25 protein-coding genes, 2 tRNA genes and 1 pseudogene are annotated in these 24,999 nt (G+C 58.1%); 23 read left to right on the forward strand and 5 right to left on the reverse strand.

Going from position 1 to position 24,999, the window contains the following annotated elements; translation table 11 throughout:
* The first annotated feature begins 12 nt into the window (after positions 1–12).
* From GUY40_RS12805 to GUY40_RS12870, 14 genes and pseudogenes are all read left to right on the forward strand, one after another.
* Entirely contained in the window at positions 13–759 is a 747-nt protein-coding gene (locus GUY40_RS12805; protein WP_166569312.1) for a YebC/PmpR family DNA-binding transcriptional regulator, read from the forward strand.
* Positions 760–879: 120 nt separating this feature from the next.
* Entirely contained in the window at positions 880–1,404 is a 525-nt protein-coding gene (gene ruvC, locus GUY40_RS12810; RefSeq protein WP_166569313.1) for a crossover junction endodeoxyribonuclease RuvC, read from the forward strand.
* A 120-nt stretch (positions 1,405–1,524) separates the two neighbouring features.
* On the forward strand, positions 1,525–2,145 hold the full coding sequence (ruvA, locus tag GUY40_RS12815) for a Holliday junction branch migration protein RuvA (RefSeq protein WP_166569314.1): 621 nt from the start codon (positions 1,525–1,527) through the stop codon (positions 2,143–2,145).
* Positions 2,146–3,201: a Holliday junction branch migration DNA helicase RuvB gene (gene ruvB / locus GUY40_RS12820; RefSeq protein WP_166569315.1), complete on the forward strand. Its 1,056-nt coding sequence runs from the start codon at positions 2,146–2,148 to the stop codon at positions 3,199–3,201.
* Positions 3,202–3,341: 140 nt separating this feature from the next.
* Positions 3,342–3,810: pseudogene (ybgC, locus tag GUY40_RS12825) on the forward strand (tol-pal system-associated acyl-CoA thioesterase).
* Positions 3,800–4,495 (forward strand): protein TolQ, encoded by a 696-nt coding sequence (gene tolQ / locus GUY40_RS12830; RefSeq protein ID WP_166569317.1) that lies wholly within the window; start codon positions 3,800–3,802, stop codon positions 4,493–4,495. The pseudogene ybgC and the gene tolQ overlap by 11 nt, the downstream one beginning before the upstream one ends.
* A gap of 13 nt (positions 4,496–4,508) precedes the next feature.
* Complete coding sequence (tolR, locus tag GUY40_RS12835) at positions 4,509–4,961, forward strand: protein TolR (RefSeq protein ID WP_166569318.1); 453 nt, start codon at positions 4,509–4,511, stop codon at positions 4,959–4,961.
* Positions 4,961–6,076 (forward strand): cell envelope integrity protein TolA, encoded by a 1,116-nt coding sequence (gene tolA / locus GUY40_RS12840; protein WP_178117804.1) that lies wholly within the window; start codon positions 4,961–4,963, stop codon positions 6,074–6,076. Before tolR ends, tolA begins: the two co-directional genes overlap by 1 nt.
* Before the next feature lie 47 nt (positions 6,077–6,123).
* Positions 6,124–7,374: a Tol-Pal system beta propeller repeat protein TolB gene (gene tolB / locus GUY40_RS12845; protein WP_218585449.1), complete on the forward strand. Its 1,251-nt coding sequence runs from the start codon at positions 6,124–6,126 to the stop codon at positions 7,372–7,374.
* Between the two features lie 54 nt (positions 7,375–7,428).
* Positions 7,429–7,929 (forward strand): peptidoglycan-associated lipoprotein Pal, encoded by a 501-nt coding sequence (gene pal / locus GUY40_RS12850; protein ID WP_166569321.1) that lies wholly within the window; start codon positions 7,429–7,431, stop codon positions 7,927–7,929.
* Positions 7,930–7,935: 6 nt separating this feature from the next.
* Positions 7,936–8,763 carry a tol-pal system protein YbgF gene (gene ybgF / locus GUY40_RS12855; RefSeq protein ID WP_166569322.1) on the forward strand — a complete coding sequence of 276 codons (828 nt, stop codon included), beginning with the start codon at positions 7,936–7,938 and terminating at the stop codon, positions 8,761–8,763.
* Between the two features lie 163 nt (positions 8,764–8,926).
* Positions 8,927–9,574 carry a 7-carboxy-7-deazaguanine synthase QueE gene (queE, locus tag GUY40_RS12860; protein WP_166569323.1) on the forward strand — a complete coding sequence of 216 codons (648 nt, stop codon included), beginning with the start codon at positions 8,927–8,929 and terminating at the stop codon, positions 9,572–9,574.
* 16 nt (positions 9,575–9,590) lie between these two features.
* Entirely contained in the window at positions 9,591–10,265 is a 675-nt protein-coding gene (gene queC, locus GUY40_RS12865) for a 7-cyano-7-deazaguanine synthase QueC (RefSeq protein WP_166569399.1), read from the forward strand.
* 61 nt (positions 10,266–10,326) lie between these two features.
* Positions 10,327–10,402: transfer RNA gene (locus tag GUY40_RS12870), tRNA-Lys, on the forward strand.
* Between the two features lie 111 nt (positions 10,403–10,513).
* Here the strand turns inward: GUY40_RS12870 and GUY40_RS12875 are convergent.
* Positions 10,514–11,974 carry a UvrD-helicase domain-containing protein gene (locus GUY40_RS12875; protein ID WP_166569324.1) on the reverse strand — a complete coding sequence of 487 codons (1,461 nt, stop codon included), beginning with the start codon at positions 11,972–11,974 and terminating at the stop codon, positions 10,514–10,516.
* A gap of 330 nt (positions 11,975–12,304) precedes the next feature.
* On the opposite strand from GUY40_RS12875, the gene nadA reads away from it, so the two are divergent.
* A complete protein-coding gene (gene nadA / locus GUY40_RS12880) occupies positions 12,305–13,363 on the forward strand; it encodes a quinolinate synthase NadA (RefSeq protein ID WP_166569325.1) in 1,059 nt (352 codons plus the stop codon).
* Positions 13,364–13,632: 269 nt separating this feature from the next.
* On the opposite strand, the gene GUY40_RS12885 is transcribed toward nadA, so the two are convergent.
* The gene (locus GUY40_RS12885) at positions 13,633–15,066 is read right to left on the reverse strand and encodes a M48 family metalloprotease (protein ID WP_166569326.1); all 1,434 of its coding nucleotides are present in this window, start codon (positions 15,064–15,066) and stop codon (positions 13,633–13,635) included.
* A gap of 157 nt (positions 15,067–15,223) precedes the next feature.
* Between GUY40_RS12885 and GUY40_RS12890 the strand changes: the two genes are divergently transcribed.
* Together GUY40_RS12890 and GUY40_RS12895 are read left to right on the forward strand one after the other, a co-directional pair.
* Complete coding sequence (locus GUY40_RS12890) at positions 15,224–15,463, forward strand: sulfurtransferase TusA family protein (protein WP_166569327.1); 240 nt, start codon at positions 15,224–15,226, stop codon at positions 15,461–15,463.
* 33 nt (positions 15,464–15,496) lie between these two features.
* Positions 15,497–16,567, forward strand: a complete 1,071-nt coding sequence (locus tag GUY40_RS12895; RefSeq protein ID WP_166569328.1) for an AI-2E family transporter — start codon at positions 15,497–15,499, stop codon at positions 16,565–16,567.
* Positions 16,568–16,693: 126 nt separating this feature from the next.
* Here the strand turns inward: GUY40_RS12895 and GUY40_RS12900 are convergent, their stop codons facing one another.
* Positions 16,694–17,164 (reverse strand): peroxiredoxin, encoded by a 471-nt coding sequence (locus tag GUY40_RS12900; RefSeq protein ID WP_166569329.1) that lies wholly within the window; start codon positions 17,162–17,164, stop codon positions 16,694–16,696.
* Positions 17,165–17,176: 12 nt separating this feature from the next.
* Positions 17,177–17,737 (reverse strand): glycine cleavage system protein R, encoded by a 561-nt coding sequence (locus tag GUY40_RS12905; protein WP_166569330.1) that lies wholly within the window; start codon positions 17,735–17,737, stop codon positions 17,177–17,179.
* A gap of 328 nt (positions 17,738–18,065) precedes the next feature.
* Here GUY40_RS12905 and dapA point away from each other — a divergent pair, with 328 nt between their 5' ends.
* The 6 genes from dapA (at position 18,066) to GUY40_RS12935 (ending at position 23,821) form a co-directional block, all read left to right on the forward strand.
* Positions 18,066–18,947 carry a 4-hydroxy-tetrahydrodipicolinate synthase gene (gene dapA / locus GUY40_RS12910; protein ID WP_166569331.1) on the forward strand — a complete coding sequence of 294 codons (882 nt, stop codon included), beginning with the start codon at positions 18,066–18,068 and terminating at the stop codon, positions 18,945–18,947.
* Positions 18,948–18,960: 13 nt separating this feature from the next.
* Positions 18,961–20,073, forward strand: a complete 1,113-nt coding sequence (bamC, locus tag GUY40_RS12915) for an outer membrane protein assembly factor BamC (protein ID WP_166569332.1) — start codon at positions 18,961–18,963, stop codon at positions 20,071–20,073.
* Positions 20,074–20,832 carry an MBL fold metallo-hydrolase gene (locus GUY40_RS12920; RefSeq protein WP_166569333.1) on the forward strand — a complete coding sequence of 253 codons (759 nt, stop codon included), beginning with the start codon at positions 20,074–20,076 and terminating at the stop codon, positions 20,830–20,832.
* 28 nt (positions 20,833–20,860) lie between these two features.
* On the forward strand, positions 20,861–21,571 hold the full coding sequence (gene purC, locus GUY40_RS12925; RefSeq protein WP_166569334.1) for a phosphoribosylaminoimidazolesuccinocarboxamide synthase: 711 nt from the start codon (positions 20,861–20,863) through the stop codon (positions 21,569–21,571).
* A gap of 92 nt (positions 21,572–21,663) precedes the next feature.
* Positions 21,664–21,753 (forward strand) — tRNA-Ser (locus tag GUY40_RS12930).
* 439 nt (positions 21,754–22,192) lie between these two features.
* Positions 22,193–23,821 (forward strand): restriction endonuclease, encoded by a 1,629-nt coding sequence (locus GUY40_RS12935; protein WP_166569335.1) that lies wholly within the window; start codon positions 22,193–22,195, stop codon positions 23,819–23,821.
* A 349-nt stretch (positions 23,822–24,170) separates the two neighbouring features.
* Here GUY40_RS12935 and GUY40_RS12940 read toward each other — a convergent pair whose 3' ends face one another.
* Entirely contained in the window at positions 24,171–24,749 is a 579-nt protein-coding gene (locus GUY40_RS12940) for a recombinase family protein (RefSeq protein WP_166569336.1), read from the reverse strand.
* Positions 24,750–24,999 lie beyond the last annotated feature (250 nt).

The following is a 24,999-nucleotide window of genomic DNA, read 5'->3' on the forward strand; positions in this document are numbered from 1 at the left end:
TCGGAGCGAGTTATGGCAGGTCATTCTAAGTGGGCGAATATCAAGCACCGCAAAGAGCGTCAGGATGCCAAAAGAGGCAAGATCTTCACTAAATGGATTCGTGAGCTGACCGTTGCTGCCAGGCAGGGCGGCGGCGATCCCGGCTCCAACCCGCGTCTGCGGCTGGCTCTGGACAAGGCGCTGGGCGCCAACATGAGCCGTGACATCATCGACCGCGCGGTTGCGCGGGGCGCGGGTGCCACCGAGGCGGATAACGTCGAAGAGCTCAGCTACGAGGGTTACGGCCCGGGTGGTGTGGCGATCATGGTCGAAGCCATGACCGACAACCGCAACCGCACCGCGGCGGCCGTGCGCCATGCCTTCAGCAAATGTGGCGGCAACCTCGGTACCGATGGTTCGGTGGCCTACCTGTTCGAGCGCAAGGGGCAGATTTCGTTTGCCGCTGGCGTGGATGAAGACACGCTGATGGAAGCGGCCATGGAAGCCGATGCTGATGATGTGGTCAGCAATGACGATGGCTCCTTCGACGTATTCACCTCGTTCGCCGGGTTCTATGCGGTGCGCAGTGCCTTGGAGGCAGCGGGTTTCAAGGCGTCCGATGCCGAAATCATCATGCGCCCGACCACCAGCGCCGAGCTTGATCTGGAGGGCGCTGAAAAAGTGCTCAAGTTGATCGACATGCTTGAGGATCTGGATGACGTGCAAAACGTCTACTCCAATGCTGAAATCCCTGACGACGTCATGGAAAAGCTTGGCTGACCGTTTCAATCGCAACACGCAAAAGGCCGTAGCCACTGCAACCTGCTCGTCACGTTGCGTGTCTGCGGCTTCTGTCTTTATGCTGGCACCTGCAGGTGCCTCGTTCCCATTGCAGGCAATATGACCCTTATTCTTGGTATCGACCCCGGTTCGCGAATCACCGGATACGGTGTGGTGCGCGATACCGGTCGCGGCTGTGAGTACGTTGCCTCCGGGTGCATCCGTACCGGCAGCGGCCTGCTGCATGAGCGGTTGCAGATCGTTTACCGTGGCGTACGCGAAGTGATCCAGACCTACGGGCCGGTCACTATGGGCATCGAGCGTGTGTTCATGGCTCGCAATCCGGACTCGGCGCTCAAGCTGGGCCAGGCGCGCGGGGCGGCGATTGTTGCTGCCGCCGAAGAAAGCCTGGAGATCGCAGAATATTCGGCAACACAGGTCAAGCAATCGGTGGTCGGCACCGGCGGGGCCAACAAGGAACAGGTGCAAATGATGGTCATGCACCTGTTGAAGCTGGTCCAGAAGCCGCAGATCGACGCCTCTGACGCCTTGGCGATTGCCCTGTGCCACGCGCACACCCGATCCAGTCTGATCCCTCATGGCTTGAGCACTGCGCGGCGGCGCAGTGGGCGCTTGCGGCTCTGACTGCATCATTGTTTAAAACATTAACGCTTGCAGGGTGCTCTGTTGCTGCAATTATTGTGAGCACGCTTGTTGGTTTCAGTGGGGCGCGCTTGAGTGCAGCTCCAAAGGAAGGACCTGAACGTGATTGGACGCCTGCGCGGCACCTTGGCTGAAAAACAGCCGCCGCACCTGATTCTGGATGTCAATGGCCTGGGTTACGAGCTGGAAGTGCCCATGACCACGCTGTATCGTTTGCCGTCGGTCGGTGAACCTGTCACCTTGCACACGCATTTGGTCGTGCGCGAGGACGCTCAGTTACTCTACGGCTTCTATGAAAAGCGCGAGCGTGAGTTCTTTCGTGAGCTGATTCGCTTGAATGGTGTTGGTCCAAAGCTGGCGCTGGCCCTGATGTCGGGGTTTGAGGTCGATGAGCTGGTCCGGGCCGTGAGTGCGCAGGATGCTAGCGCGCTGGTCAAGGTGCCGGGCGTCGGCAAGAAAACCGCTGAACGTCTGTTGGTCGAGCTCAAGGACCGCTTCAAGGCCTGGGAGTCGGTGCCCAGCATGTTTGCATTGGTGCCGAGCGACTCACCTGGCGGAACCCGACCGGCAACGCCGGTGGCCACTGCCGAAAACGATGCGGTCAGCGCCTTGATCTCGCTGGGCTACAAGCCCCAGGAGGCCAGCCGTGCGGTCGCCGCCATCGATGCCAAGGGCTTGAGCAGTGAAGAGCTGATCCGCCGTGCGCTGAAAGGAATGATTTAAGTGATCGAAGCCGACCGACTGATAGCCGCCTCCGGGCGTGACCGTGAAGAGGTGCAGGATCGCGCCATTCGCCCCTACCGCCTGGCCGACTATATAGGTCAGCCGGTGGTGCGCGAGCAGATGGAGCTGTTTATCCAGGCAGCCCGGGGGCGCAACGAAGCGCTGGATCACACCCTGATCTTCGGCCCGCCGGGGTTGGGCAAGACCACCCTGGCCAATATCATTGCCCAGGAAATGGGCGTTTCGATCAAAAGCACCTCGGGCCCGGTGCTTGAGCGGCCTGGAGACCTGGCGGCGCTGCTGACCAATCTTGAGCCCCATGACGTGCTCTTTATCGACGAAATCCACCGGCTTTCGCCGATCGTCGAAGAAGTGCTGTACCCGGCCATGGAGGATTTCCAGCTCGACATCATGATTGGCGAGGGGCCGGCGGCGCGCTCGATCAAGCTCGACCTGCCGCCCTTCACGCTGGTCGGCGCAACCACCCGCGCCGGCATGCTGACCAATCCCCTGCGTGATCGCTTCGGTATTGTCCAGCGCCTGGAGTTCTACAACACCGAAGACCTGACCACCATCGTCAGCCGTTCCGGTGGCATCCTTGGCTTGCCGATCGAAGACGCCGGGGCATTCGAGATTGCCCGGCGCGCGCGCGGCACGCCACGGATCGCCAACCGCCTGCTGCGCCGTGTGCGTGACTATGCCGAAGTGCGTGGCAAGGGCCAGATTACCCGGCCTGTCGCGGACATGGCGCTGAACCTTCTGGATGTCGACGAGCGTGGTTTTGATCATCAGGATCGGCGCCTGCTGTTGACCATGATCGAGAAGTTCGATGGCGGCCCCGTCGGGGTCGACAACCTGGCAGCGGCGATCAGCGAGGAGCGGCATACCATCGAGGATGTGCTGGAGCCGTACCTGATCCAGCAGGGCTACATCATGCGTACACCGCGCGGGCGAGTGGTGACGCGCCATGCCTATCTGCATTTTGGCCTGAATATTCCGAGCCGAATGGGCGAAATGCCGGTCACCGAAACGGGCACCGGTCGGATCGACGAGTAATTCACCGCATCGGCCTGATTTTTTTGCTTTTTTCATGGTCCTACCCGCGGGTGTGGGCAAGGCCATGGGGGGAAAGCGGCATAAACCATGAAAAACAGTTGCCTGGGCGGATTGGCAACCTGAGGAGTAAGCACTAGAGTATGCGCGCGCAAAATGGGGTTCAGTCGTTCGCACATCGCTGTCGCGTATATTACGAGGACACCGATGCGGGCGGCATCGTGTATTACGTCAATTACCTTAAATTCATGGAGCGTGCCCGTACTGAACGGCTGCGCGAACTGGGCTTTGCCCAATCGCAGCTGGTGGGCGAGAACATGTTGTTTGTCGTGCACTCCAGCGAGGCGCGTTACCACGTGCCGGCGCGGCTGGACGACGAGCTGCTGGTGACTGCCGATGTAATGGAATTGAACCGCGCCAGTCTGCGATTTCGTCAGCAGGTCAGGCGGGCTGCGGATGCAACGCTGCTCTGTGAGGGGCAGTTCCTGGTGGCCTGTGTGCGCGCCGATAGTTTGAAACCCCGGGCCCTTCCCCCCGACTTGCGTGCGGCCTTCGCCGACGCGAGCAGCCCGGGTACACACCAAAGAGCAGGAGATTAAGCGTGGAAGCTAACGTCGTCGACCATACCTCCATGTGGAGCCTGGTCAGTAATGCCAGCATCTTAGTGCAGCTGGTAATGCTGATCCTGGTAGCAGCATCGGTTACCTCATGGATCATGATTTTTCAGCGCAGCACCATGCTGCGCGCCGGTCGTCGTGCCTTGGACAGCTTCGAGGAGCGCTTCTGGTCGGGTATCGACCTGTCCAAGCTGTACCGTCAGGCGGGCAGCAACCCCGATCCTGATTCGGGCGTGGAGCAGGTATTCCGTGCCGGCTTCAAGGAATTTTCCCGTCTTCGCCAACAGCCGGGCGTAGACCCGGACGCGGTCATGGAAGGGGTAGGGCGGGCCATGCGCGTCGCCATCTCCCGCGAAGAAGAAAAGCTTGAACAAAGCCTGCCGTTCCTGGCTACCGTCGGTTCCACCAGCCCTTATATCGGCCTGTTCGGTACCGTCTGGGGGATCATGAACTCCTTCCGTGGCCTGGCATCGGCTCAACAAGCAACCCTGGCCACCGTGGCCCCTGGCATCGCCGAGGCACTGATTGCGACTGCAATCGGCCTGTTCGCCGCTATTCCTGCGGTTATTGCCTACAACCGCTTCGCTGCCCGCAGCGAAACCCTGATCGGCCGTTACTACACGTTCGCCGATGAGTTCCAAGCCATCCTGCACCGTAAAGTGCACACCAGCGAAGAGTGAGCAGGTAGACCCAATGGCTCGAGTTCGCCACAAACGCAAGCCGGTCGCCGAGATGAACGTGGTGCCATACATCGACGTGATGTTGGTACTGCTGGTCATCTTCATGGTGACCGCACCGATGCTCAATCAGGGCGTGAAGGTTGATCTGCCCAAGGTTTCCAGCGAAGCCTTGCCGCAGGACAACAACGTCCAGATCCTGACCATCTCGATCAAGGCCGACAAGACCTACTTCTGGAACCTTGGCAGCGAAGTCGATACCGACAAGCAGATGGACAAGGCCATGACCCTGCCGCAGATGACGGGCGCAGTGACCAAGATCATTGCTGCCGGTCGCGACCAGGGCAAGCAGACCCAGGTGTTCATTCGCGGTGACAAGTCCGTCGACTATGGCGCTGTGATGGGTGCAATGGGCGGGTTGCAGAAGGCGGGTGTCGGCAATGTTGGCTTGATTACCGAGGCGCCGTGATGCAACAGCGAGAGCCATCCGCCTCGGAAAGCTATTTCTGGCCCAGTGTCTGGGCCATCGCGCTGCACGTACTGGTGTTCGGCCTGCTGTTTGTCAGCTTCGCCATGACCCCGGAATTGCCGCCGTCCAAGCCTATCGTCCAGGCGACACTGTACCAGTTGAAATCGAAAAGCCAGGCCACTACCCAGACCAATCAGAAGATTGCCGGGGAAGCGAAGAAAACCGCTTCGCGCCAGACTGAAGTCGAGCAGATGGAGCAGAAAAAGGTCGAGCAGCAAAAGCAGGAAGCGGTGAAGGCTGCGGAACAAAAGAAAGAAGAAGCGGCTCAAAAGGCCGAAGAAGCGAAAAAGGCTGACGAAGCGAAAAAGGCTGACGAAGCGAAAAAGACCGAGGCAGCGAAGGCCGAAGCAGCGAAGGCTGATGAAGCCAAGAAAGCTGACGAGGCCAAGAAAGCCGATGCAGCCAAAAAGGCCGAAGAGAAACAATTGGCTGATATAGCCAAGAAGAAGGCCGAAGAAGAGGCGAAGAAAAAAGCCGAAGAGGAAGCCAAGAAGCAGGCTGCCGAGGAGGCCAAGAAAAAGGCCGCCGAGGACGCCAAGAAGAAGGTTGCCGAAGACGCCAAGAAAGCCGCCGTAGCCGAAGAAGCGAAGAAAAAAGCCGCTGAGGATGCGAAGAAGAAGGCGGCTGCCGATGCTGCCAAGAAAAAGGCAACGGAAGCTGCACGCAAGGCTGCCGAGGACAAGAAAGCCCAGGCGCTGGCTGAACTGCTGTCGGATACCACTGAGCGTCAACAGGCCTTGGCCGATGAGCGTGGTGATCAGGTAGCGGGTGACTTCGACGATCTGATTCGTGCCCGTGCTGCTGAAGGTTGGGCTCGCCCACCGTCGGCGCGCAAGAACATGACGGTCGTGTTGCAGATCGGCATGCTGCCTGACGGCACCATTACCAGCGTGAGCGTTGCACGCTCCAGCGGTGATGCGCCTTTCGATAATTCGGCAGTCGCGGCGGTCAAGAACATTGGTCGTTTAACAGAAATGCAGGGCCTGAAACCGAGCGAGTTCAATCCCTATCGTTCATTCAAGATGACATTCACACCTGAGGATCTAGCCTTGTGATTAACATTCTTCGAGGACTGCTGGTCGTTCTCTGCTGCACAGCGGGAATGGTTGTTGCGGAAGAAAAGAACATCCTGGTCACCAGTGGCAGCGACCGCGCCACGCCTATCGCCGTCGTTCCATTCGGCTTGCAGGGCGGCAGTGTACTGCCTGAAGACATGGCGGAAATCATCGGTAATGACCTGCGTAACTCAGGCTATTACTCGCCGATTCCAAAGCAGAACATGATTAGCCAGCCGACCCAGGCCAGCGAAGTCATCTTCCGTGACTGGCAGGCGCTGGGCGCGCAATACGTCATGGTCGGCAGCATCACGCCAGCCGGCGGGCGCCTGCAGGTTCAGTACGCACTGTTCAACGTTGCCACCCAGCAGCAAGTGCTGACCGGCAGCGTTTCGGGCAGCACTGACCAGTTGCGCGACATGTCGCACTTCATTGCCGACCAGTCGTTCGAAAAACTCACCGGCATCAAGGGCGCTTTCTCTACCCGCATGCTCTATGTGACGGCCGAGCGCTTCTCCACCAACAGCACCCGTTACACGCTGCAACGGTCGGACTACGACGGTGCTCGTGCGGTGACCCTGCTGCAGTCGCGTGAGCCGATCCTGTCGCCGCGTTTTGCACCGGATGGCAAGCGCATTGCCTATGTGTCGTTCGAGCAGAAACGCCCGCGTATCTTCGTGCAACACATTGACACCGGTCGTCGCGAGCAAATCACCAACTTCGAAGGCCTGAACGGTGCACCGGCATTCTCGCCGGACGGCAGCCGCCTGGCGTTCGTGCTGTCCAAGGATGGCAACCCGGAAATCTACGTGATGAGCCTGGGTTCGCGTCAGCTGACCCGCGTCACCAACAGCCCGGCAATCGATACCGAACCGTTCTGGGGCAAGGATGGTTCGACCATCTACTTCACCTCTGATCGTGGCGGCAAGCCTCAAATCTACAAAACCAGTGTGGGTGGCGGTGGTGCCGAGCGCGTAACTTTCATTGGTAACTACAACGCCAACCCTAAGTTGTCGGCTGATGAAAAGACACTTGTCATGATTCACCGTCAGGATGGCTTCACCAACTTCAAGGTGGCAGCTCAGGATTTGCAACGCGGAAGCGTAAAGATCCTCACAGAGACCAGTCTTGATGAGTCGCCTACTGTCGCGCCCAACGGCACCATGCTAATCTACGCCACCCGCCAGCAGGGCCGGGGAGTCTTGATGCTCGTATCCCTAAATGGGCGAGTTAGGCTCCCGCTTCCTACCGCTCAAGGCGAAGTCAGAGAACCGTCCTGGTCCCCTTACCTGAACTGATGCGGCGAGTTGTACGTTTTACTTAACACACTGGGGTTCATTAGGAGTTTCACGATGGAAATGCTGAAGTTTGGTAAGTTTGCTGCGCTGGCTCTGGCCATGGCTGTAGCTGTAGGTTGCTCCTCCAAGGGCGGCGACAACGCTGGTGAAGGCGCTGCAGTCGATCCTAACGCTGGCTACGGTGCAAACACCGGCGCCGTCGATGGCAGCCTGAGCGAAGAAGCTGCTCTGCGCGCAATCACCACCTTCTACTTCGAATACGACAGCTCGGACCTGAAGCCAGAAGCCATGCGCGCTCTGGACGTTCACGGCAAGGATCTGAAAGGCAACGGCGCTCGCGTCGTGCTGGAAGGCAACACCGACGAGCGCGGTACTCGCGAGTACAACATGGCACTGGGCGAGCGTCGTGCGAAAGCCGTTCAACGCTACCTGGTACTGCAAGGCGTTTCGCCTGCTCAGCTGGAACTGGTTTCCTACGGCGAAGAGCGTCCAGTTGCTACCGGCAACGACGATCAGTCCTGGGGTCAAAACCGTCGCGTCGAACTGCGTAAGTAATTCGATATGCGAACGTGCCGTCGTGCTGTAACTGTTTTGGCTCTCACCCTGCCTTTGCTGGCATGGGCTGAGGTTCCTGTGGTCGATGACAGCAACGCCGGTGGCTATGACACCGGTGGTAGTAGTTATCCGCCTTCGGGTTACGGTACGAACGGCGCCTACGCCGGGGGAGGGGTTTCGACCCCGACCTCGTCGCAGGGTCAGCTGTTCTTGCAACTGCAGCAGATGCAGGAGCAGATCGAGCGGCAGCAGGACAAGATTGAAGTCCTGCAAAACGAAGTGTCGCGCATCAAGCAAGAGAGCCTGGAGCGTTATCAGGACCTTGATCGGCGCATTGGAAGCGGCGGTGCACCTGCACCGGCAGCAACCGAGAATTCTCCAGCCGGTGGCGATATCAACGCCGCCGGTACCCCTGTAGCTCCGGCCGGCCAAGCGGCAGCCAGCAGCGAACCGGGCGATCCGGCGAAGGAAAAGCTCTACTATGATGCTGCCTTCGACCTGATCAAGGCCAAAGACTTCGACAAGGCCAGCCAGGCGTTCAACGCCTTCCTGCGCAAGTACCCGAACAGCCAGTATGCGGGCAATGCCCAGTATTGGTTGGGTGAAGTGAACCTGGCCAAGGGTGACCTGCAGGGCGCTGGCCAGGCGTTTGCCAAAGTCAGCCAGCTGTACCCCAAGCACAACAAAGTGCCTGATTCGCTGTACAAGCTGGCCGATGTCGAGCGTCGCCTCGGTCGCATGGACAAGGTCAAAGGTATTTTGCAGCAGATTGTGAGCCAATATCCGGGCACTTCCGCTGCCCAGTTGGCGCAGCGGGATCTGCAGCGCCTCTGATCTCAGGGCCTGGATGTGAAGAAACCCGCGCTTGTCGCGGGTTTTTTCGTTAGAATCTTGGCCCTTTTATTGAAATACGCTTTTCTGAACTGCGCGATGCCGAGTCCAGAAAGGTGCCTGACGGAGGCGGACGGCCTGTTTAGCTGTCTCGCCCGTGGCGACTATGCAAGACACATTACGTATTACCGAAGTTTTTTACTCGTTGCAGGGTGAAACGCGCACTGCTGGCCTGCCCACGGTGTTTGTTCGCCTGACCGGCTGCCCACTGCGCTGCCAGTACTGCGATAGCGCCTATGCCTTCAGCGGCGGCACCACCCGCACCCTCGACTCCATTCTTGAGCAGGTGGCTGGCTTTCGTCCGCGCTATGTGTGCGTGACCGGTGGCGAGCCGCTGGCGCAACCCAATGCCATCCCCCTGCTCAAGCAACTGTGCGACGCCGGCTATGAGGTCTCCGTCGAGACCAGTGGTGCGCTGGATATTTCTGCGGTCGACACCCGGGTCAGCCGCGTTCTCGATCTCAAGACTCCGGGCTCCAAAGAAGTGGCGCGCAACCGCTATGAAAATATCGGTTTGCTGACACGCAATGATCAGGTCAAGTTTGTTCTCTGTTCTCGGGAAGACTACGACTGGGCCGTTTCCAAGCTCATCGAGTATCGCCTGGATGAGCGGGCGGGTGAGGTGTTGTTCTCGCCGAGCCACCACGAGTTGCGGGCTACCGATCTGGCGGACTGGATCGTTGCCGACAACCTGCCGGTGCGTCTGCAGATGCAACTGCATAAATTGCTTTGGAACGATGAGCCAGGGCGTTGAAATGAGTGATCAAGCAATGAGCGAAAAACGCGCGGTAATTCTGTTGTCCGGTGGCCTGGACTCGGCCACCGTGGTTGCCATGGCCAAGGCCGACGGTTATAGCTGCTACACCATGAGTTTCGACTACGGCCAGCGCCATCGTGCCGAGCTGGATGCGGCCGCTCGCGTCGCTCGAGACCTGGGTGTGGTCGAGCACAAGGTCATAGGCTTGAACCTCAACGGCATTGGCGGCTCCGCCTTGACGGACACCTCTATCGACGTCCCCGAGGCGCCGAGCGAAGGCATACCGGTCACATACGTACCTGCGCGCAATACTGTCTTCCTGTCTCTTGCGCTGGGGTGGGCAGAAGTGCTTGAAGCTCGGGATATCTTTATCGGCGTCAACGCCGTGGATTATTCCGGATACCCGGATTGCCGCCCGGAATTCGTCGAGGCCTTCGAGCGCATGGCCAACCTGGCCACCAAGGCGGGCGTAGAGGGCAACGGCTTCCGCATCCAGGCGCCGCTGCAAAACCTGAGCAAGGCCGACATCGTCAAGGCTGGCATCGCTCGCGGCGTGGATTACAGCCTGACGGTCTCGTGCTACCAGGCAGACGATCAAGGCCGTGCCTGTGGCAAGTGCGACAGCTGCCGTCTGCGCGCAGAGGGTTTTGCTGCGGCCGGTGTCAGCGACCCAACGAGATATTTCTGAAATATTTTTCTGATAGGTGTTGAATTCCCGTTAGAAATCAGTATTATACGCACCACTTCCGGGGTCGTTAGCTCAGTTGGTAGAGCAGTTGGCTTTTAACCAATTGGTCGTAGGTTCGAATCCTACACGACCCACCATATGATTCATCAAGAAAGCCGCCTTCTAGTTAAATGCTAGACAGCGGCTTTTTTGTTGTCCGTCGCTTTCGGGGTAACTTTGCACGTAGGGCTTGTTGGCTCTCTGTCTATTCAGTCGCCTGAGGCGCAGGTGCGAGCATCGACATAGGCCTGCATGACGGATATGACCATTGAATTGAGTGCCAGGATTTTGGTTGCTCGAGTAACCGCAACATAGAGCAGATTCAGTTCATCGTTTCTCCTGGCTTTATCCATGCCAGGGGAAAGTGGATCGGTAGTGAAGTCGTCGTAAAGGCTGACGAAGTCCCATTCCAGGCCTTTGGCTTTGTGTCCGGTGGTGAGTGTGACCGTTGCATCCAGTTCGTTATCCACCGTGCGAGATCGGAGTGTCAGAATCCGCTTTGGCAGATCTCTATAGGAGGAAATGATCTTGATTGACCGCAGCATTTCACTGTCCTGGCTGGCCTCGGCGATTTCGACGTATTGGTTGAAATCGCGGTAGTCGCGCAACAGCTTGCGATTCTGCACCTCCTGGTTTCTGCCGCGGCTGAGCAAATACAGATCTTCAAGCTCCCTTAGTGAATAGCTGTCGATACCTCCCACCCAAAAAATCCTGGGTTCGTTGATGACCTGCGCAAGTGCGTTCTCGATCACCCCGATGACGGTCCGATGGATGAAGGTGCGATGCCCAAGCTCTTCGGGTAACGCACGTTTGACCCTGGTATTTGGCCCCAGCCCCTGGAGTTTTCGTGGTTCCCCTTTGTAGGAAAGAATGATGTTGGCCACGTGGGCGACTGCAGGGCCAAAGCGAAAGCTCTGGGTCAGGTAATGTCGCTCGGCATCAGCCATCCAATCGCTGTTCAATGCGTCTTCAGCTCCACGAAACCGATAAATCTGCTGGTGTGGATCCCCGACTGTCACTTTCGTAATACGCTGGATTCTCACGAGGTCTGCAATCACAGGGTTCACGTCCTGGCCTTCGTCCAAAAGTACTCCCTCAAATCTATGGCTCAGATCTGGCTTGCTCAATTGATACAGTTTCAGATAGCCATCGTGAGTGATGGGCATGCCTGAATCCTGTGGGTCAATCATCCTGCTCCAGATGGACTGAGCGGCACCCAGTGCCTGCTGCATGAAGCGACTTTGTGCAGTGGTGAACACTCGTTGATTCTGGAAGCGAGGGAAATGGGTGCAGTCGATTCCCGGGTCAGCACTGGCCATGAAGTTGTTCAGCGTGCTGAGCACATCGCGGGCCAGTTCCCAGTTTTGAGTGTTGATCACTCGTGCAATATCGGTGAGCCGCAGATTGTTGACCTGTTTGGCGGTGTACAGGCTGCCGTACTTCCCATAGGCAAGGCCGTGGGCGGTTTTGCAGACCACATTGCGAGGGAATTTGCCTTTGGCGGCCATTTCAACGGATTTGTTGTAGCAGAGGTACAGCAGCTTCATTGAAGCATGATGGCGTGCGTAGCCCACCAGCGTGGTCGTCTTCCCGGTGCCGGCAAACGCCTGGATCAGAAGTTTTTCGGCTGTGGATTCAATGACGGGCTGCTGTTCTTCGGTCCACTGCATGTCCAGCTCCTTCGCCTGTTCTTTGAAGCTTCGGGTCCTGTAAAAATGGCACAGGGAAATGCGAGCAACAAAGTGATGATGCGGTTGGAGGGCGAAAAAAGCCTGAGTTGGGCAAACGGCACCAGGAAGACTGCTTGATAAAAACTAATGATTCTTGTTTCTCCATTCCGTTTCACCTACGGTCAAAAAAATCTTTTGAATTCATCCGATTATCTGTAGCCTTCGGCAATTTCGCGGGCCATGTGTCCGCTTGCCTCCACTTAACCGGCTCTGCGCGAGCTGGGTGGTATACTCGACTTTCGCGCACAAGCGCCTGCAGGTCTTGCGAACATGACGCAAATTTCCGAACGTCTTCTGGTACAAGCCCACCTCGATGCCAAGCAGCCAAAGCCGCTGACGCCAGAGGAAGAGGCCCATCTACGTTCCGCCATCGCGGCTGAGCTCAAGGCTCAGGACGCGGTGCTGGTGGCGCACTACTATTGTGACCCTGTCATCCAGGCCCTGGCCGAGGAGACCGGTGGTTGCGTGTCCGACTCGCTGGAAATGGCCCGCTTCGGCAACCAGCACCCGGCCAAGACCGTGGTGGTAGCCGGTGTGCGCTTCATGGGTGAGACCGCCAAAATTCTCAACCCTGAAAAGCGCGTGCTGATGCCGACCCTGGAAGCGACCTGTTCGCTGGACCTGGGTTGCCCGGTGGATGAGTTCTCGGCGTTTTGCGATCAGCATCCTGAGCGGACCGTGGTGGTCTATGCCAACACTTCGGCGGCTGTGAAGGCGCGAGCGGACTGGGTGGTCACGTCCAGCTGTGCGCTGGAAATCGTCGAGAGCCTGATGGACAACGGTGAGAAGATCATCTGGGCGCCGGACAAGCACCTGGGCCGCTATGTCCAGAAACAGACCGGTGCCGACATGCTGCTGTGGGACGGTGCCTGCATCGTGCACGAAGAGTTCAAGTCACGACAGCTTGAAGATATGAAGGCCCTGTATCCGGATGCCGCGATTCTGGTTCACCCCGAATCACCCGAGTCGGTGATCGACCTGGCGGATGCGGTTGGCTCTACCAGTCAGCTGATTGCCGCTGCGCAAACCCTGCCGAACAAGACCTTTATCGTCGCCACTGACCGCGGCATCTTCTACAAGATGCAGCAGCTGTGCCCGGACAAGGTCTTTATCGAGGCGCCTACGGCCGGTAGCGGCGCATCCTGCCGCAGTTGCGCGCATTGCCCGTGGATGGCCATGAACACGCTGGAACGCACCCTGCAGTGCCTGCGAGAGGGTACCAACGAGATTTTCGTCGATGCAGCGCTCATCCCCAACGCCATTCGACCGCTCAAGCGCATGCTCGATTTCACGCAGGCTGCGCGCATGAAGTTGTCCGGCAACGCGTAAAGCCAAATGGATAAAAAAAGCCGCTCTCTGGGAATGATGCCGGTCAGTTAAGGAATTGAACGCTGTAACACCTGTAGGAGCGGACCCGGCCGCGATGGGCTGCGAAGCGGCCCCGGCGATTCCGAAACCGCCCGCACTCCCAGGGCTTATCGTAGATATCACCGGCCTTGGGGGCTGCTGCGCAGCCCATCGCGGCCAGGTCCGCTCCTACAAGGGTTGCGTCGTTCTATTCCTTAACTGACCGGCATATTCCCTGGGAGCGGCTTTTTTCAGCGCATCATCTCCTTGACCATTCGCTGCTGCTCCAGCATTTCACGCTGACGCGCATCGATGCGTGATTGCAGCGGGAAGTTCTTGTCCGCCTTGCGCTTGGCCAGGTCCAGCTGTTGCACAGCCTGGTCGAAGTCGCCCACCAGCGCGAAGTATTCCGCGCGCGCCTGGTGCAGGCCGATGATGTTGCCGGAGAGCCCCCGGGTTTCTGCGACCATGTACCAGATATCCGGATCGTCCGGGCGGTTCTTGAGCAGTTTATCCAGCGATTTCTCCGCCTCGGCGGCCTTGTTCTGCTTTAGCAGCAGGTCGACGCGGGTCTGGTTCAGCGGGTAGTTGTTGGGATAGAGGGTCAGCATCCTGTCCATGCGCTGCTGGGCATCGGCCAGGCGGTTGTTGGTCAGGTCCAGGTCGATTTGCGCCAGGTTATAGGTGACGTCGTTCGGCGCCTTGGCCAGCAGCTGGCCCAACCCTTCTCGGGCTTCGTTCAACTGCCCGCTCTTGATCTGGGCGAGGGCCAGGCCATAGCGTGCAGCTTCCAGTTTGGGATTTTCGTCGAGCAAAGCGCGAAAGCGCTTGGCCGCGAGGCCAGGCGTATCTTCGAACGCCAGTTGCACACGGGCTCGCATCAATTGATAGCGCAAGCTGTCTTCGGTGCCACCCTTGGGTGCCTGTTCGGCGCGGTTGCGAGTGTCGGCGATCCGTGATTCGGTGACCGGGTGGGTCAGCAGAAACTCGGGTGGCTTGGCATCAAAGCGGTATTGACGCATCAGGCGCTCGAACATGGTCGGCATCTTGCGTGGATCGTAACCGGCCTTTTCCAGATTCTGGATACCGATCCGGTCGGCTTCCTGCTCGTTTTGCCTGGAGAAGGTTCGCTGGGCCTGAATGGCGGCTGCCTGGGAGCCGGCAATGGCCGCGATCCCGGCGTCACCGGCGCCTGCGGCGGCGGCCACGATGCCGGCCAGTAGCGCCGCCATCATCGGCAGTTGCATGCGTTGTTGAGCTTCGACGCCGCGGGCAAAATGGCGTTGCGACAAGTGCGCCAGTTCGTGAGCCAGCACCGAAGCGTATTCGCCCTCGGTTTCGGCATTGAGGAACAGCCCGCCGTTCACGCCGACGATGCCACCTGGAGCGGCGAAGGCGTTGAGTTCGGGGCTTTTGATGAGGATAAATTCCAGGCGCCGGTCTTGCAGCTGGCTGGTTTCTGCCAGTTTGTAGACGCTGGTTTCGACAAAGTCCTTGAGTTGGGGGTCGGACAGCTGGGCCACCTGACCGCGCAACAGGCTGAGCCAGGCGCGGCCCAACTGATGTTCCTGTTGTGGGGAGACGATGGCAGAGCTGGCATCGCCGAGTGACGGCAGGTCGTCGGCATGGCTTGGAACAGCCAGCAGGCAGGCCAGTGTCAGCAGGGTGGGGCGCAATAAAGTCATGCACGAAGCTCTGGTCGACAAAGATCCTACTGTAGCTGTCTACCCGGCCTGCGACCAGAGGCACCCAGGCTTGGGGTATGCTAGCCGGCTTGTCGATCCTGCTCGAAAGTCAGGTATCGTTGGCAGGAAAAATCGCGAAGTTGTGTGGAGTGAAACAATGACCGACGTTGTAGAGTGTGACGCCGAACTCGACGCCACCGGGCTGAATTGCCCGTTGCCGCTGCTCAAGGCGAAGATGGAGCTTAACCGCCTGGCCAGTGGCGCGGTGTTGAAAGTGACGGCAACCGACGCTGGGTCGCAGCGTGATTTCCGTAGCTTTGCCCGTCTGGCTGGCCATACGTTGTTACAGGAAAGCGTGGATGCCGGTGTCTACACCTACTGGTTGAAAAAGGCCTGACTCACGGCGATTTCAGTTTTTTAAGGATGTTTGATGTTCAAAGTGCTTCGCGACTGGATCCAGCGTTACTTCTCCGATGAGGAGGCGGTGGTGCTGGCGGTCCTGTTGTTTCTTGCCTTCGCCGCGGTGCTCACGCTGGGCGGGATGCTCGCGCCAGTGCTGGCCGGTATGGTCCTGGCGTTTCTGATGCAGGGGCTGGTGAACGGTCTGGAGCGCTTTCGGGTGCCCACCGGGGTAGCTGTCGGGGTGGTGTTCGCCTTGTTCATGGGCGCTCTGGCGGTGTTCCTGCTGGTGCTGGTTCCGCTGCTCTGGCATCAGCTGATCACCCTGTTCAACGAGCTGCCGGGGATGCTGGGCAAATGGCAGTCGTTGCTGTTGCTGTTGCCTGAGCGCTATCCACATCTGGTGTCGGACGAGCAGGTGTTGCGGGCCATCGAGGTGATGCGCGGCGAGATCGGCAAGTTCGGGCAATGGGCGCTGACCTTCTCGCTGTCGAGCCTGCCCCTGCTGGTCAACATCATGATCTACCTGGTGCTGGTGCCGATCCTGGTGTTCTTCTTCCTCAAGGACCGGACCATGATCGGTCACTGGGTGCGTGGCTACCTGCCGCGCGAGCGCGCACTGATCACCCGCGTGGCCCAGGAAATGAACCGGCAGATCGCCAACTACATTCGCGGCAAGGTCATCGAGATCTTTATCTGCGGTGTTGCCACCTACATTGCCTTTGTAGCACTGGGGCTCAACTACGCCGCCTTGCTGGCGCTATTGGTCGGCTTGTCGGTGGTGGTGCCCTACGTGGGCGCGGTGGTCGTGACGGTTCCGGTCACCCTGATTGCGCTGTTCCAGTGGGGCTGGGGCGATCAATTCATCTACCTGATGGCGGTCTACGGGATCATCCAGATCCTGGATGGCAACGTGCTGGTGCCGCTGCTGTTCTCCGAAGCCGTCAACCTGCACCCGGTCGCGATCATCTGTGCAGTCTTGCTGTTTGGCGGCCTGTGGGGCTTCTGGGGCGTGTTCTTCGCGATCCCGCTCGCTACCCTGTTCAAGGCAGTGCTCGATGCCTGGCCACGGCGTGAGCCGGCGGTAGCGCCGCTTATCTAAAGCATCAGCCATTCACGTGCAGGAGCGGGGGGGCGGTCCGGCTTGGCAGCGCAGCAGACCCGGGGGCCGCTACGCAGCCCATCGCGGCCAGGTCCGCTCCTACACAGTCAGGTGGTGAGTCAGCAGTCAGGCGTTCAGCGCCTGAGCTTCAGCCAGCACGGCATCCACGTGGCCTGGCACTTTCACGCCACGCCATTCCTTTCGCAGAACACCGTTCTTGTCGATCAGAAAGGTGCTGCGGTCGACGCCCATGTATTCCTTGCCATACAGCTTTTTCAGCTTGATGACGTCGAACAGTTGGCAGAGCGCCTCGTCCTTGTCGCTGATCAGCTCGAACGGGAAGCCCTGCTTGGTCTTGAAGTTCTCGTGGGATTTGAGCCCGTCGCGCGACACCCCGAAAATCTCGGTGCCGGCTGCCCGGAAGGCCTCGTATTGATCACGGAAACCCTGGCCCTCTGTGGTACAGCCAGGGGTGCTGTCCTTGGGGTAGAAGTAAATCACTACCTGCTGGCCCTTGAGGTCAGCCAGATTGACGGTCTTGCCGCTGGTGGCCTGGGCCTGGAAGTCGGCAACCGTCTGGTCGAGTTCAACAGCCATGCTCGTGTTTCCTTACATCGGATTTTGTGGGCGCCATGGTTCGATCAGGGCGTCGAGGTTCAGGGCATCGGCGAAATCCAGGAACTGATCGCGCAGCCAGCTGATCTGAGTGCCCGCCGGCAAGGTCACGGTAAACGTGGCATTGAGCATGGTGCCGCCCGTCTGCGGGGCCTGGTAAGTGTCGCAGGTGAGGTTTTCAAGCTCGACGCTGTGGTTGATGAAGAATTGGCACAGCTCATTGATGATGTCTGGACGATAAGCCGCGCTGACATAGGCCACGTACGGCAGCGATTGTGGACGGCTGTCCAGCGCCGCGCTACGGACAACATTGACAGTGAAGTCATGCTTCTTTGCCAGGCCCGGCAGGCCGGTCTCCAGGCGCGCCAGGGCATCCCAGCTACCCGAGACCTGCAGCACCAGTGCGCTGCAGTCGCCGTGTCGGGTCAGGCGCGAGGTGACGACCGCGCAGCGATTATCGTTGCTGGCACGGCACAGGACATTGGTCAGCTCCATGGGGTTGGGGCCCAGGGCGCTGATGACGAGAAATTGTTCACGAACGGTGGGGGTGGACATGCAGCATTCCTAAAGCGATGAGCGGTCGATACGGTCGAGGGCGGGTTCTGCCTGCTGGCGCGTATCTCGTCGGGCCTGCGATACCTGTGGCCTTGCTGTTGCCGGCCTCCAATAAAGGCATGCAACCAGCAATCGCGGCTCAGGAATCAGGGTTATAGCACCGAAAAGGGACGCGGCAAGGCGACAATTATGTCAGTCCGTACCGATCAAAGTCAGAAGGGTAGCGAAAAGCATCGCCGAGGGGAATGCTCGTGCGCCGGACTTCGCTTGTACAAGCCTGATGGCGCCAGTACCATTACGGCTCTCTTTTTCCGGCAGGAGCGGTTGCATGATTACGGGCAGTATGGTGGCACTGGTCACACCCATGGATGCACAGGGTAACATTGACTGGGACAGCCTCACCAAGCTCGTGGACTTCCATCTGCAAAACGGCACCCATGCCATTGTTGCGGTAGGCACCACAGGCGAATCGGCCACACTCGATGTCGAGGAACACATCGCAGTCATCAAGCATGTGGTCAAGCAAGTTGCAGGGAAGATCCCTGTCATTGCCGGTACCGGTGCCAACTCGACTCGCGAGGCGGTTCATCTGACCAAGAACGCCAAGGAAGCCGGCGCCGACGCCTGCCTGCTGGTGACCCCGTACTACAACAAGCCGACCCAGGAAGGCCTGTACCAGCACTTCAAGCACATCGCCGAAGCCGTCGACATCCCACAGATCCTCTACAACGTGCCTGGCCGCACTGCCTGCGACATGCTGGCCGAGACCGTGATCCGCCTGTCGACCGTGAAAAACATCATCGGCATCAAGGAAGCCACTGGCGACCTCGAGCGCGCCAAGCAAATCCTCGACGGCGTTTCGAAAGAGTTCGTGGTGCTTTCCGGTGATGATCCGACCGCTGTCGAGCTGATTCTGATGGGCGGCAAGGGCAACATCTCCGTGACCGCCAACGTCGCCCCGCGCGAAATGGCCGACCTGTGCGAAGCCGCCCTGAAGGGCGATGCCGAGACCGCACGCGCCATCAATGAAAAACTCATGCCGCTGCACAAGGACCTGTTCGTCGAAGCCAACCCGATTCCGGTCAAGTGGGCTCTGTACGACATGGGCCTGATGCAGGAAGGCATCCGCCTGCCGCTGACCTGGTTGAGCGCTAAATATCATGAAACAGTGCGGAACGCCTTGCGCGCGTCCGGCATTCGGAAAATTTGAGGAAGTACACCGCATGAAGCGATTGGCTGGTCTTTCTGCCCTTGCCCTGGTGATCTCGAGTACCAGCGGTTGCGGCTGGTTATGGGGCGAGGATGGCTATTTCCGCGATCGTGGCAGCGATTACCTGGAGGCGCACCCAACGGCTGCCATGCAGCTGCCGCCGGATGTCAGCACCAGCAAGCGACTGGACCCTCTGCTGCCGATTCCCCGCAATGTTGCCGACAGCAGCGTCAAGGGCGAGTACGAAGTGCCGCGCCCGCTGCCGTTGCAAGCCTCCGCCGAAGCCAGCGACTACAGCCTGCAGAAGAGCGGCGAGTCGCGTTGGGTCCTGGCCCAGCACGCACCGGCTGAAGTCTGGCCGGTGGCGCGTCAGTTCTTCGAAGACAATGGTTTCCGGATCGCTGAAGAGCGCCCGCAAACGGGTGAATTCAACACCACCTGGCAGCGTTTCGACGAGCTGTCCGCCAGCATGGCCAAGCGCCTGGCCAGCAGTGCAGCCAGCAGCGACAACGAAGCCCGTGTGCGGGTGCGTATCGAACCTGGCGTGCAGCGCAACACCAGTGAAGTCTACGTGACCAGCGTCGAGCGTCCTGCCGGCAGCACCGCTCAAGTCGACTTCCCGGCGCGGTCGGGCAGCGGTATCGATGCGGCATTGACCGATGAGCTGTTGGCCAGCATGACCCGCAGCGCCGAGAAGGGCGGTTCGGTGTCGTTGTTGGCAGCGCGTGATTTCGACGCACCGACGCGCGTCACCCTGGAAGAAGACGGCAGCGGCAACCCGGTCCTGAACGTGGGTGCTGACCTTGATCGCGCCTGGTCCAGTGTCGGCCGCGCTCTGGAGCAGGGCGACTGGCGTATCGAAGACATCAACCGCAGCCTGGGCCTGTACTACATCAACCTGGCCGAAAAAGCCGAGCAGCGTGACCAGGAGCCTGGCTTCTTGAGCAAGCTGTTTGGCAATGCACCGACCAAGGAAGAGCGTGAAGCCCGCGCCGAGCGTTATCAGGTCCGCCTGAGCAAAGTGGGCGACAGCGTCCAGGTGACCGTCGAGAAGAACATCAACACCGTGGCACCGGCCGATGTAGCCCGTCGCGTATTGACACTGATCCAGGACAACCTGGGTTAAGTGCGGTTCGCGGTATTAGGCAGCGGGAGCAAGGGTAACGGTACGCTGGTCGCCAGCTCGGATACTTGTGTGCTGGTCGATTGCGGCTTCTCCCTGCGAGAAACCGAGCGTCGGCTGGCTCGTCTGGGCATCACCCCGTCACAATTGAGCGCCGTGGTGGTGACCCACGAACATGCCGACCACGTGCATGGGGTCGAGTTGCTGTCGCGGCGCTACAATCTACCGGTCTATCTCAGTCGTGGAACCCTGCGCGGGATGCGCAAGCCGGTCGAGGCGGCGGGTTTTATCGCCGGTGGCGAAAGCCTGCAGATCGGCTCGCTGAGTATTGGCGCGGTGGCCGTCGCGCATGATGCGCAAGAGCCGACCCAGTACGTGTTCAGCGACGGCCGCAGGCGTTTCGGCCTCCTGACGGACCTGGGTTCGTACGATGGCAACCTGCTGGACTGTTATGACGGCGTGGACGCCTTGATGATCGAGGCTAATCACTGCCGCGATTTGTTGGCCAGGGGGCCCTACCCAAGCTTTCTCAAGCACCGGGTTGGCGGCTCAATGGGGCATTTGAACAACCACCAGGCGGCCGGCCTGGTGGCCGAGTTGGGCTGGCAGCACCTGCAACATCTGGTACTGGCCCACCTCAGCAGCAAGAACAACCTGCCGCAGCTGGCCCGGCAACGATTCGTCGACACCCTTGGGTGTGACCCGAGCTGGCTGCAATTGGCCGATCAAGATTCTGGGCTCGACTGGCGCGAAATCGCCTAGCCCATCTATTTAGCAAGCGGAGCCCATCATGGAAAAACGTGAAGAACTCTACCGCGGCAAAGCCAAGTCGGTTTACAAGACCGACGACGCTGACCGCTTGATCCTGCTGTTTCGTAACGACACTTCGGCGTTCGACGGCAAGCGTATCGAACAACTCGACCGCAAGGGCATGGTGAACAACAAGTTCAACGCCTTCATCATGCAGAAGCTCGAAGAAGCGGGTATCCCGACCCAATTCGACAAACTGCTGGGCGACAACGAGTGCCTGGTCAAGAAGCTGGACATGATTCCGGTCGAGTGCGTGGTGCGCAACTACGCTGCCGGCAGCCTGGTCAAGCGCCTGGGTGTCGAAGAAGGCATGAAGCTGAACCCGCACACCTTCGAACTGTTCCTGAAGGACGACGCCAAGGGCGACCCGTTCATCAACGAATCCCACGTCGTGGCGTTCGGTTGGGGCACCGCCGAGCAACTGGCGAAGATGAAAGAGCTGTCGCTCAAGGTCAACGACGTGCTGAACAAGCTGTTCGATGACGCTGGCCTGCTGCTGGTCGACTTCAAACTGGAATTCGGCGTATTCCACGGCCAGATCGTGCTGGGTGACGAATTCAGCCCGGACGGTTGCCGCCTGTGGGACAAGGAAACCCGCAAGAAGATGGATAAGGACCGCTTCCGTCAGGGCCTCGGTGACGTCATCGAAGCCTACGAAGAAGTCGCAAAACGCCTGGGCGTGCCGCTTTAAGCGGCAAGTTCACGCAAGCGCCTGATAGCACGCAATTTTTTTCGCTTGGGGGCTTCGCCTTCTGCGAAAGTGCTGGTATGATGCGCGCCACTGGAGAGATGCCGGAGTGGCCGAACGGGACGGATTCGAAATCCGTTGTACTGGCGACAGTACCTAGGGTTCAAATCCCTATCTCTCCGCCATTATACGTGAAGCCCCGTAGATCAAGGTCTACGGGGCTTTTTAGTTTCTGGGTTGTACGTAGGAATTGTACGTAACGCTTGCATCCTTTTCCCTCTAACTATCTTGCCCTGATCAATGCTGCTGCTTCCTGATAACCGTTGCGGTCTGCACGCGACAACGTTCGATCACCGTGGCTGGCAGTGGAATGCTGTAGCCTGTCGAGGATATCAACCGCGATTACGAGGGCGTTATCGATGAGCAGTGGTTGGGCGGCGCGTTCAGGAGTGTAGAGATAGTCGAATGATGCGGATAGGTCAAAGCAAACGGTCTGCCTAAGCCAATATCTGTTTCATCTGCGAAATGTTATGGGTCATTTCGCGTGTCTTGCTTCACTAGTGGACGGGTGGCAATCTGCTTGCACGCCTCGACAAGTCTGTTTACCCACGGAAGCCAAGAAAAATGGAATTCCTCTATACATTCCTTATTCTATTCGTTGCCTATTATTCCTATCTGATTTTTGCTGCTGGGCGCAGGAAGTGGAGGAGCTTCGCTCCGATAGGCGATGATGGCGGAGCAGGGGGCGCCGTAGCACTACACCGACTGACGAAGGTGGAGAATGCAGAGGATCGCCAGCTCACTCCCCGGGAGGAGAAAGATCAATACCTACGGCGCCGCGAGGCGGAAGCAGCGGCTAAGAACAAAAAAAATGACCAGATCCACTATGCGTACCGTGAAATTCTTCACGATACTCTTAATGCGCAGCATCACTTAGACTTTGACTCCCTATATGACTACCAAAGTTTACCCGTTCTCACCGTGCCGGCTCATTTGACACGCGCCTTGCCGCGACCCGCTCTCAACAATTATCGGCAACGAAAGGTAAATGATTTTATAAGTAGGTGCTGGCCAGGCTACGCGGCTAGGAGGGCTATGGCCGAAGAAAAGCAGTCAAACTTATATCACCATGATCTTATCGCTTGGGAAGAGCAGGAGAAAGGTCGGGCGGACGCCATTGTACAACTCAGAATAGAGTTTGAAGAAAGGCTGTCAGCGGCTATATCTCACAACGATCTGATCCGTCAAAAGCGTGAAAGACTGGCAGTAAACTATGCGGCTGGCGATGAGTTTATTGTCGCGGCGTACGCAAAGAAGATTCTAGAGTTATCACCCTATCCCAGTTGGTTATCACGTCAGGTCAATACGCTATACGTTGCTGCGTCAAAGCAGCTGATTGTGGAATATGCATTGCCCAAGGTCGCCGTGATCCCTAAAACAGTTGACTACCGCTATATTAAATCAAAAGATGAAATTATTGGTCGGGGCAGGAAACAGAGAGATATTGATGCAGACTATACTAGTCTGATATCGGCGCTCGCTTTGAAATCGCTTTACGAGGTATTTGAATCAGACACGGAAAATCATATTGAGGTATGTTGTTTTAACGGCTACCTTGACACTGTAGACAGGGCTACAGGAATGAAGGTCAGGCCGTGCCTAGTGTCCACTCGGGTGACCAAGCAGGTATTTGAACGTATCGATTTGGCTCACGTCGATCCGGCGCTCTGTGTGAGAAATCTAGGAGCACACGTTTCCAGAAGCGCGTCAGAGCTACAGGCGGTCAAACCAATCATCGAGTTCAACATGAATGACCGACGATTTGTAGATCAAGGAGATGTATCTTTTCTTAGCTCTGCCCAGAATCTTATGGGCCTAAACCCATACGAATTCGAAAGGCTCATCGTGAAGCTTTTTCAAGACTTGGGGTTAGATTCTAAGTTAACTCAGGCGTCGAGAGATGGCGGTGTTGACTGCGTAGCTTACGACGTCCGCCCTATCATCGGTGGCAAAGTAGTTATCCAGGCGAAGCGATATCGACATACTGTGGGAGTTTCCGCCGTACGCGATCTATACGGAACAATGATGAATGAAGGAGCAAATAAGGGTATTTTGGTGACCACAAGCGGCTACGGTCCAGATGCTTTTAATTTCGCTAAAGGAAAACCTATTGAACTGGTGGATGGTGGCGGGCTGCTTCACTATTTGCAAAGCGTCGGGATAGAGGCTCGTATTGTAATGCCGCAAGAGTGAAGTGGTATTGTGCGGTCAGTGCAGTAAATGAAGGTAAGACTCGCATCATGTCTAGTGCGGGAAATTGACCAACTTCAAAATCGGGGAGTATCCAACTTTTTCTAAACGACCACTTGCCCTGCGCTAATATACGGTCATGAATCGCTGGGCATAATATCAAGGGGCGTTCTGGTAAACGGCTGGAACTGGACACTATGTGGCGAGGGCCTTGACCCGACATAGCTTTCTATAAGGCGCTACACGAGTTTGATTTTAAAATCTCGTGGTGACAAAGGCCACCTGCATATCGTTGCTAAGGTGGCGCTACAGGAGCTTACAGTGGCATCCGTACTGGATAGCAGTAGACTGCCTACTGTGCCAAGGCCCTATTCCAGTGCCGTTTAACAGTAGCGATACCGATCTTGAGGTCAGCCGCTGCCTCGCTTTGCGTCATGTTCATTGCCCTACGGCGCTGCACCTCTTTTGTGGTGGCTGTTGCTTCAGGGCGTCCAAGCTTCGTGCCCTTACTCTTCGCACGCGCCAACCCCGACTGTGTCCGCTCGATCAGCAGGTCACGCTCAAACTCAGCCACGGCACCCAGAACCTGCATAGTCATCTTGCCTGCTGCACTGGTCAGGTCCACACCGCCAAGGGCGAGGCAGTGAACGCGGATACCACGACCTGCCAGCATCTCAACCGTAGAGCGTACGTCCATCGCGTTACGACCGAGGCGGTCAAGCTTGGTCACGATCAGCACGTCACCTGACTCCATGCGGTCCAGCAGCTTCTGGAAGCCGGGGCGCTCACTGGCAGGGATGCTGCCTGAGACAGTCTCTTCCACTACCCGGCTGGCCTGCACCTCGAAGCCAGAGTTTTTCACCTCCTGCACCTGATTCTCTGTGAACTGGGTTGAGGTGCTAACGCGGCAGTAAAGGAAGGCGCGGGACATGGCGGGTGGCTCCGATGGTATCGCTTAAGGTGGTATCAGTGTATCAAGGTATCACCAACAAATAAAGCCTATTTTTATGGTGCCGAAAAACAGGTGTTTTGAGCGTATCGTTTGTCGGTCGTTTGTTGGTACTAGTGCTCTAGGCTGCTGGCTGCTGGCCTGCTCTACACTGGTTTGCCGGGGTGACCTTGCGAATTCAACTTCCTGCGTTGCAGGAGATTAGATTGCTGGGGAAGACGATCAGTCCGCC

Origin of the sequence: Pseudomonas sp. R5(2019) (assembly GCF_009905435.1) — a bacterium.
Taxonomy (GTDB): Bacteria; Pseudomonadota; Gammaproteobacteria; order Pseudomonadales; family Pseudomonadaceae; genus Aquipseudomonas.

Coding starts and splice junctions, on each gene's coding strand:
- GUY40_RS12900 (WP_166569329.1), bottom strand. CDS start 17,164: ATGGCTGTTGAACTCGACCAGACGGTTGCCGACTTCCAGGCCCAGGCC.
- ruvC (WP_166569313.1), top strand. CDS start 880: ATGACCCTTATTCTTGGTATCGACCCCGGTTCGCGAATCACCGGATAC.
- ybgF (WP_166569322.1), top strand. CDS start 7,936: ATGCGAACGTGCCGTCGTGCTGTAACTGTTTTGGCTCTCACCCTGCCT.
- tolA (WP_178117804.1), top strand. CDS start 4,961: ATGCAACAGCGAGAGCCATCCGCCTCGGAAAGCTATTTCTGGCCCAGT.
- GUY40_RS12935 (WP_166569335.1), top strand. CDS start 22,193: ATGGAATTCCTCTATACATTCCTTATTCTATTCGTTGCCTATTATTCC.
- bamC (WP_166569332.1), top strand. CDS start 18,961: ATGAAGCGATTGGCTGGTCTTTCTGCCCTTGCCCTGGTGATCTCGAGT.
- GUY40_RS12885 (WP_166569326.1), bottom strand. CDS start 15,066: ATGACTTTATTGCGCCCCACCCTGCTGACACTGGCCTGCCTGCTGGCT.
- dapA (WP_166569331.1), top strand. CDS start 18,066: ATGATTACGGGCAGTATGGTGGCACTGGTCACACCCATGGATGCACAG.
- queC (WP_166569399.1), top strand. CDS start 9,591: ATGAGCGAAAAACGCGCGGTAATTCTGTTGTCCGGTGGCCTGGACTCG.
- GUY40_RS12905 (WP_166569330.1), bottom strand. CDS start 17,737: ATGTCCACCCCCACCGTTCGTGAACAATTTCTCGTCATCAGCGCCCTG.
- pal (WP_166569321.1), top strand. CDS start 7,429: ATGGAAATGCTGAAGTTTGGTAAGTTTGCTGCGCTGGCTCTGGCCATG.
- GUY40_RS12895 (WP_166569328.1), top strand. CDS start 15,497: ATGTTCAAAGTGCTTCGCGACTGGATCCAGCGTTACTTCTCCGATGAG.
- GUY40_RS12940 (WP_166569336.1), bottom strand. CDS start 24,749: ATGTCCCGCGCCTTCCTTTACTGCCGCGTTAGCACCTCAACCCAGTTC.
- nadA (WP_166569325.1), top strand. CDS start 12,305: ATGACGCAAATTTCCGAACGTCTTCTGGTACAAGCCCACCTCGATGCC.
- tolR (WP_166569318.1), top strand. CDS start 4,509: ATGGCTCGAGTTCGCCACAAACGCAAGCCGGTCGCCGAGATGAACGTG.
- purC (WP_166569334.1), top strand. CDS start 20,861: ATGGAAAAACGTGAAGAACTCTACCGCGGCAAAGCCAAGTCGGTTTAC.
- GUY40_RS12805 (WP_166569312.1), top strand. CDS start 13: ATGGCAGGTCATTCTAAGTGGGCGAATATCAAGCACCGCAAAGAGCGT.
- GUY40_RS12875 (WP_166569324.1), bottom strand. CDS start 11,974: ATGCAGTGGACCGAAGAACAGCAGCCCGTCATTGAATCCACAGCCGAA.
- queE (WP_166569323.1), top strand. CDS start 8,927: ATGCAAGACACATTACGTATTACCGAAGTTTTTTACTCGTTGCAGGGT.
- tolB (WP_218585449.1), top strand. CDS start 6,124: ATGGTTGTTGCGGAAGAAAAGAACATCCTGGTCACCAGTGGCAGCGAC.
- GUY40_RS12890 (WP_166569327.1), top strand. CDS start 15,224: ATGACCGACGTTGTAGAGTGTGACGCCGAACTCGACGCCACCGGGCTG.